At 69.5% G+C, this 6,646-nt stretch carries 6 protein-coding genes; all 6 read left to right on the top strand.

The window, feature by feature from the left end; translation table 11 throughout:
* Window positions 1–127 precede the first annotated feature (127 nt).
* Genes ACP7BI_RS12540 through ACP7BI_RS12515 form a run of 6 tightly spaced genes read left to right on the top strand, consistent with a single transcriptional unit; the run spans window position 128 to window position 6,637 of the window.
* A complete protein-coding gene (locus tag ACP7BI_RS12540) occupies window positions 128–1,222 on the top strand; it encodes a TRAP transporter large permease (RefSeq protein ID WP_425846823.1) in 1,095 nt (364 codons plus the stop codon).
* A 36-nt stretch (window positions 1,223–1,258) separates the two neighbouring features.
* Complete coding sequence (locus ACP7BI_RS12535; protein WP_425846821.1) at window positions 1,259–2,719, top strand: aldehyde dehydrogenase family protein; 1,461 nt, start codon at window positions 1,259–1,261, stop codon at window positions 2,717–2,719.
* A gap of 33 nt (window positions 2,720–2,752) precedes the next feature.
* A complete protein-coding gene (locus ACP7BI_RS12530) occupies window positions 2,753–3,913 on the top strand; it encodes an iron-containing alcohol dehydrogenase (RefSeq protein WP_425846819.1) in 1,161 nt (386 codons plus the stop codon).
* Window positions 3,904–4,974 carry an Ldh family oxidoreductase gene (locus ACP7BI_RS12525; RefSeq protein WP_425846817.1) on the top strand — a complete coding sequence of 357 codons (1,071 nt, stop codon included), beginning with the start codon at window positions 3,904–3,906 and terminating at the stop codon, window positions 4,972–4,974. Before ACP7BI_RS12530 ends, ACP7BI_RS12525 begins: the two co-directional genes overlap by 10 nt.
* A gap of 8 nt (window positions 4,975–4,982) precedes the next feature.
* Window positions 4,983–5,678, top strand: coding sequence for an RraA family protein (locus ACP7BI_RS12520; protein ID WP_425846814.1), 696 nt, complete (start codon window positions 4,983–4,985; stop codon window positions 5,676–5,678).
* Window positions 5,675–6,637, top strand: a complete 963-nt coding sequence (locus ACP7BI_RS12515; protein WP_425846812.1) for a 2-hydroxyacid dehydrogenase — start codon at window positions 5,675–5,677, stop codon at window positions 6,635–6,637. The genes ACP7BI_RS12520 and ACP7BI_RS12515 overlap by 4 nt, the downstream gene beginning before the upstream one ends.
* Window positions 6,638–6,646: the final 9 nt, after the last annotated feature.

The raw sequence follows: 6,646 nt of genomic DNA, 5'->3' as shown, positions 1-6,646 counted from the left end.
GTTGAGCACGTCGAGGTCTTTCGGACGGTGAGTGTAGGAACTTCCATCCTGGAAGACCTCGACCCCTATCCCCGAACCGACGCGACCCGAACGTCTACACCGTCAACTGCGAAGAGCCGGCAATGTGATGGCCGGAGGCGGCATCTCGGAACGCATCTTCGCCGGCGCCTCCGTGATGTTCGGACGGTTCCGCGGCGGGCTCGGGCAGGTGAACATCGCCGCCAGCGCCATCTTCGGCGGGATCTCCGGCTCCTCGATCGCCGACGTCGTGAGTCTTGGCAAGATCGAGATCAAGGCGATGACCGACCACGGTTACCCGAAGGCTTACGGCGCTGCGATGACGATGGTCACGTCGACGCTGTCGTCGGTCATCCCGCCTAGCATCCTAATGATCATCGCCGCCTCCGCGTCGGGTGTCTCCGTCGGTGCGGCGCTCGCGGGCGGCTTCGGTCCGTCGGTCGTGTTCATCGCCGTGCTCATGGTGCTGAACTACATCATCTCCGTGCGCAAGAAGTATGGCGAAATTAGCCGGCTGTCTCTGAAGGAGAGCGTCAAGACCGTCGTCATCGGCATCCCGGCGCTCGGCGGCCCCATTGTGATCCTGCTCGGGCTGTTCGGCGGCGTCTTCACGCCCACGGAGGCCGCGGCTGTCGCGGTGGTCTACAGCGTGGTCGTGGCGATGTTCGTTTACCGCGACATGAAGCCGCGGCAGATTCCTGCCATGCTCGTCGAGACGGGCGTGACGACCGGCACCATCCTGTTCATCGCGATGGTGGCGGCCGCCGCGTCCTACATCTTCACGATCGACGGGCTGCCCGCACTCGTGAGCGCCGGCCTTACCTCGCTCACCACCGACCCGGTCGTGATGATGTTGATCATCGGCCTCATCCTGCTGATCGTCGGCGCGATCATGGACATCACCGCCGCAATCCTGCTGACCATCCCGATCCTCATGCCGACGGCGCTCGCCACCGGCATCGACCCGGTGCACTTCGTGGTGTTCCTGGTCGCCGCCCTCTCCATCGGGCTGGTCACCCCGCCCGTCGGAGTGTCCCTGTTCGCGACCTCGTTCGTCGCGAAGCTGCCCATGGAGACCATCGTCCGCGCCGCGCTGCCGCACTATGCGGTGCTCGCTGGGGCGATCGTCCTCCTGGCCGTCTTCCCTGACCTGGTGCTGTTGCCCGCCGAATGGCTCACCGGGTACCAACCGGTCGGCCGCTGAGCCCGCCGCGTCACTGCTCAACTCCGAAGGATTCTCGTGCCCTCCACCCTCATCACCCCTCGTTCCAGCTACGTCGCTGGCCGTTGGATCGACAACCCGGACGCCAAGATCGTCGAGACGCGCGACCCCGGTCGCCCCGACGAGCTGGTCGCCCGCTACGCGCTGGCAACGGCAGACGAGACGCACGAGGCGATCGCGGCTGCGACCGCCGCAGCTCCGGCGTTCGCACTGACGAACGCCGCAGAGCGCAGCGACCTCGTGTACGACTTCCTCCGGCTCTGGGCCGGCAGGCAGGACGAGCTTGCCGACATCGCGACGCGCGAGATGGGCAAGGCCCGCGCCGAGTCGTACGGCGAGACCAGCCGCGTGTTCTTCGAGGCGCGGTTCTGGGCGGGCGAGGCGCTGCGCGGCGGTGGCGAGACCTTCCCGAGCACGCGGCCGAACACCGACATCCGCACCGTGCGCCAGCCGATCGGTCCGGTCGCCGCGATCACCCCGTGGAACTTCCCGATCCTGACTCCCGTGCGGAAGGTCGTCCCCGCGCTCGTCAACGGATGCCCCGTGCTGCTGAAGCCAGCCATGCAGGCGCCCGGAGCCACCGTGATCATCGCCGAGATCCTCCACGAGCTGGGGCTTCCCAAGGGGGTCTTCAGCCTCCTGCTCGGCTCCGGCCGGGAGACGGGCTCCCTGCTCGTCGAGTCCCCGGACATCGCCGGCATCACCTTCACCGGCTCCACCGAGGTGGGCCTCTCGATCGCTACGCGTGCCGCTGCGCGCAACGCCCGCACCCAGCTCGAGATGGGCGGGAAGAACGCCGCAGTGGTCGCCGAGGTCGAGGACATCGACCGGGTCGCCACCGAGATCATCGGCGCGGCCTTCACCGCCTCCGGTCAGCGCTGCACCTCCATCAGCCGTGTCATCGTGGTGCCACAGGTCCGCGAAGCCCTCGAGCAAGCACTCGCCGAGAAGGCCCAGAGGTACGTCGTCGGCCACGGGCTCGACGAGGGCACCACCATGGGACCCGTCGTCGATCGCGCATCGTTCGAGCGATCGCAGCGGTACATCGCCGAGGCGCAGGCCAACGGCGCGCGACTGCTCACCGGTGGAGCGGTGCCGGACCCCTCCGGCGACAGCGGCTATTTCGTCCCGCCGACCGTTCTCACCGACGTCGCCCCCGGGAGCCCCCTCGCGGTAAACGAGGTGTTCGCGCCGGTGCTGGCCGTCATCCCGGTCGCGGACATCGACGAGGCGATCGCCGTGACCAACGAGACGCAGTACGGCCTCACCGCCTCGGTCTTCGCCGACGACGGCAGCGTCGCCCGCCGCGTCGCCATGGAGTCCCGCTCCGGGATGGTCCACATCAACCACGGCACGGTGAGCGAGGGCCACATCCCCTTCGGCGGGGTCGCGCAGTCCGGACAGGGCGCCTTCGGGATCGGCTCGACCTCGACCGAGTTCTTCACCAGCCTGAAGGTCATCTACGACCAGCAGCCCTGACCTTCTGACCGATCCGAGGCACCGAGGACCCACATGAACTCCCATCGCCCTTTCACGTTCGAACTGCCGACCCGCATCACCTTCGGCGTCGACGCGGTCAACACCCTCCCGGCTGAGGTCGCGACGCTCGACGGGTCGTCCGTCCTGCTCGTCTCGGATCCCGGCCTCGTTGCCGCAGGCGTCGTTGACCGCGTCGTCCGGTTGCTCCGGGACGGCGGGCTCGAGCCGGCCGTGTTCACGGACGTCGAGCCCGAGCCGGACGCCAAGGGCGTCATGGCGGCCGCCGAGCTCGCCCGGACATCTGGCGCCGACATCGTGGTCGGGGTGGGCGGCGGCAGCGCCCTCGACACGGCGAAGTCCGCCGCGCTGATGGCACGCAACCCCGGCCACATCCGGGACTTCGTCGGCCTCAACGTTCCGAGCGAGCCGGGCCTGCCGGTCATCGCGCTGCCCACCACCGCGGGAACCGGGAGCGAGTGCGCCATCTGGGCGGTGATCTCCGAGAAGGAGAACTCCGACAAGTACGGCATCGGCGGTCGCAACATGACCGCGACCCTGGCGCTGTGCGACCCGGCGCTGACCCTCACCCTGCCTGCCCGGCAGACCGTGGGCACCGGCGCGGATGCGCTGGCGCACGCGCTCGAGTCCTATGTGAACAAGGCGACTCAGCCGATCTCCGAGGCGCTCTCCGAGAAGGCGATCGAGCTCATCGCGGGCTCGCTTCGTCAGGCAGTGTTCGACGGTGCGGACATCGAGGCGCGCTCGAACATGATGATCGCCGCGACGATGGCCGCGTGCGCGTTCGCGCCTACGCGACTGGGACTCGCCCACGCGATGGCCATGCCGCTCGGCGCTCTCGCCAAGATCCCGCACGGCGACCTGATTGCCATCCTGCTGCCCGAAGTCATGCGATTCAACGTCGTGGCGGCGCAGCCGAAGTTCGCCGAGATCGCCCGGCTCTTCGGCATCGACACCCGCGGGATGACCCTCCGGCAGGCGGCCGACGCGGGCGTCGCGGCGGCGTGCGAGCTGCTCGCCGACATCGGCGCTCCCTCGAAGCTGTCCGCCTACGGCGTCACCGAGGCGGACCTGCCGACGCTCGCACAGGAGAGCATGACCTCCGGGAACGTCGTGGTGAACCCGCGGCCGACGCGCGCCGAGGACCTCGTCGAGATCATGCGGCGGTGCCTGTGAGCGCGCCGACGCCGCTGACGGTCCCCGCGTCAGGGCTGCGCGACTACTGCGCGGCGATCTTCGCCGACGCCGGTGTTCCGTCCGCCGACGCGGCGCTCGTGGCGGACTCGCTCGTGGAGGCGAACCTCCGCGGAGTCGACTCCCACGGCGTCAGTCGAGTGCCCATCTACATCGAGCGCATCCAACGCGGCATCACCAACCCGGTCCCGGACGTGAAGGTCGTCGCGGAGGACGGCGGAGCGCTCCTGATCGACGGAGACAACGGGATGGGTCAGGTCGTCACGCAGCGTGCGGTCGACCTCGCCTTCGACCGCCTGCCGACGCAGCGGGTGGTCTCGGCCGGGATCCGGAACTCGAATCACTACGGCTCCGGCGCCTACTTCGCCCGCCGCGCTGCAGAGCGGGGCGCCGCGGTGTTCCTCTACGGCAACGCCCCGTCCACGATGGTCGCTTGGGGCGGGCGGGAGCGATTCCTCGGCACCAACCCGTACACCTTCGCGGTCCCCGCGGGGAACCGGGCACCGATCGTGCTCGACATGGCCACGAGCGTGGTCGCGCGAGGCAAGATCATCCTCGCCTCTCAGCTGGGGCAAGACATCCCCGAGGGCTGGGCCGTGGATGCGACCGGCCGACCGACCACCGACGCCGCAGCTGCGCTCGAGGGCAGCGTCCTTCCCTTCGGCGGGCCGAAGGGATATGGGATCGCGCTCATGATCGAGATCATGGCCGCGGTGCTGTCCGGCGCGAGCGTCGGACCCGAGGTCGGCGACCTCTACGACGAGCTCGAGCGACCGCAGGGTGTCGGCGCGTTCCTGAGCATCACCGACATCACGGCGTTCCAGCCGACCTCCTCGTTCGGCGAGCGCATGTCGGACATGATTGACGCCATCAAGCTGACCGCGGCGGAGAGCGGCGAGGTGCTGGTCCCCGGCGAGCTCGAGGAGCGCATCTCCGAGATTCGATCCCGGGAGGGGATCCCCCTCCAACCCGCGGTCGCCGCGGCCCTGAAGCAGGTCGCGGAGCGGCCGTTCCCGTTCGACGCGCAGAGCAAGATCGCCTGAGGAGTCCCATGAACATCGTCCGCGTCTCCACGCCGGCTTCGCCGATCGACCCGGAGATCCTCCGACGGTATGCCGACGTCCCGACTCCGGCCGTCTCCGACAGCTCCGAGCGGACCACCGGAGCGACCGGACTTCGCCCCGTCGGCGCGTCGTTGTCGTCGCTCGGCGGCAAGTCGATGGTCGGCACGGCGTTCACCGTCCGGACTCGCCCCGGCGACAACCTCGCGGTCCACGTCGCCCTGGACATGGGTCGCCCCGGCGACGTGCTCGTCATCGACGCACGCGGTGACACCACGAACGCCATCCTCGGCGAACTCATGACGACGTATGCCGAGACGAAGGGATTCTCCGGGATCGTCGTCGACGGTGCGGTGCGCGACCACGATCCGATCTCCGAGGGCGCCATCCCGGTGTTCGCACGCGGGATCTCGCACATGGGTCCGTACAAGAGCGGACCCGGCGAGCTGCACGGCACCGCGAGCATCGGGGGGCGCCCGGTCCGGGATGGCGACCTGATCGTCGGTGACCCTGACGGCATCGTCGTCGTCCCCGCCGAGCGCGTGCTCGAGGTGCTCGAAGCAGCGGAGGCCGTCGTCGCGAAGGAAGAGGGCCAGCGGGCGGACATCGCCGCCGGTCGGTGGGATCGCTCGTGGATCGCGCCGAGTGTGCAGCTGGTGTTCGTGGACGAGGACGCCGACACGTGACCGGCCGCATCGTCATCACGCGTTCGCTGACTGCGGCTGTCATGGAGGAAGCGCAGCGGCTTCCGGGCGAGCTCGTCGTCCTCGGCGAGGCCCCGCCCGAGCGCTCCGCGCTCCTGGACGCCGTGGCGAACGCATCCGCGATCCTGTCCCAGCTGACGGAGCGGATCGACGACGAGGTCCTCGCTGCTGCGGGTCAAGGCCTGCGGATCGTCGCCAACGGGGCGGCGGGGGTCGACAACGTCGACCTCGAGGCAGCGGCGCGGCGCGGTGTGGTGGTCTCCAACACGCCTGGCGTGCTCGACGATGCGACGGCGGACCTCGCCCTGGCGCTGATCCTCGCGACGACTCGACGGGTCGTCGAGGCGGACAGGTTCATCCGCGGCGGATCGTCATGGATCTGGGGTCCACAGGAGTGGATCGGCCTGCAGCTGAGCGCCGGCGCCACGCTCGGGATCGTGGGTCTCGGTCGCATCGGCATGGCGGTGGCTCGTCGAGCGCACGCCTTCGGCGCCGGGATCGTCGCAACCGGGTCCCGCGCGACCGGCGCGGAGGCGGCGGCACTCGGCGTCGAAGCCGTGACGCTCGACGAGCTCTTCGCTCGCGCGGACATCGTCACCCTGCACTGTCCGCTGACGGCGGAGACCGAGGGCATGGTCGACACGTCCCGCCTCGCGTCGATGCGACGCGGCAGCTATCTGATCAACACCGGTCGCGGCCCGCTCGTCGATGAGGAGGCCCTCGCTGACGCGCTCGACTCCGGCCACGTCGCGGGCGCGGGCCTCGACGTGCACGAGCACGAGCCGAGGGTCAACGAGCGGTTGCGCGGTTCCGATCGCGTCGTGCTGCTTCCGCACATCGGCAGCGCTGGCGCGGCGACCCGCGACGCGATGGGTCGGCTGGCAGTGCGGAACATCGCGGAGGTGCTAGCGGGACGCGATCCCGTCACACCGGTCCGGTAGTCGGGCCGA

The organism is Agrococcus sp. TSP3-2-1 (genome assembly GCF_049897585.1).
Lineage (GTDB): Bacteria > Actinomycetota > Actinomycetes > Actinomycetales > Microbacteriaceae > Agrococcus.
This window is presented reverse-complemented; position numbering and strand designations above follow the sequence as displayed.

What these genes read in the sequence shown, in the direction of transcription:
- ACP7BI_RS12540 (WP_425846823.1), top strand. Translation starts at nt 128, where the DNA reads ATGGCCGGAGGCGGCATCTCGGAACGCATCTTCGCCGGCGCCTCCGTG.
- ACP7BI_RS12530 (WP_425846819.1), top strand. Translation starts at nt 2,753, where the DNA reads ATGAACTCCCATCGCCCTTTCACGTTCGAACTGCCGACCCGCATCACC.
- ACP7BI_RS12520 (WP_425846814.1), top strand. Translation starts at nt 4,983, where the DNA reads ATGAACATCGTCCGCGTCTCCACGCCGGCTTCGCCGATCGACCCGGAG.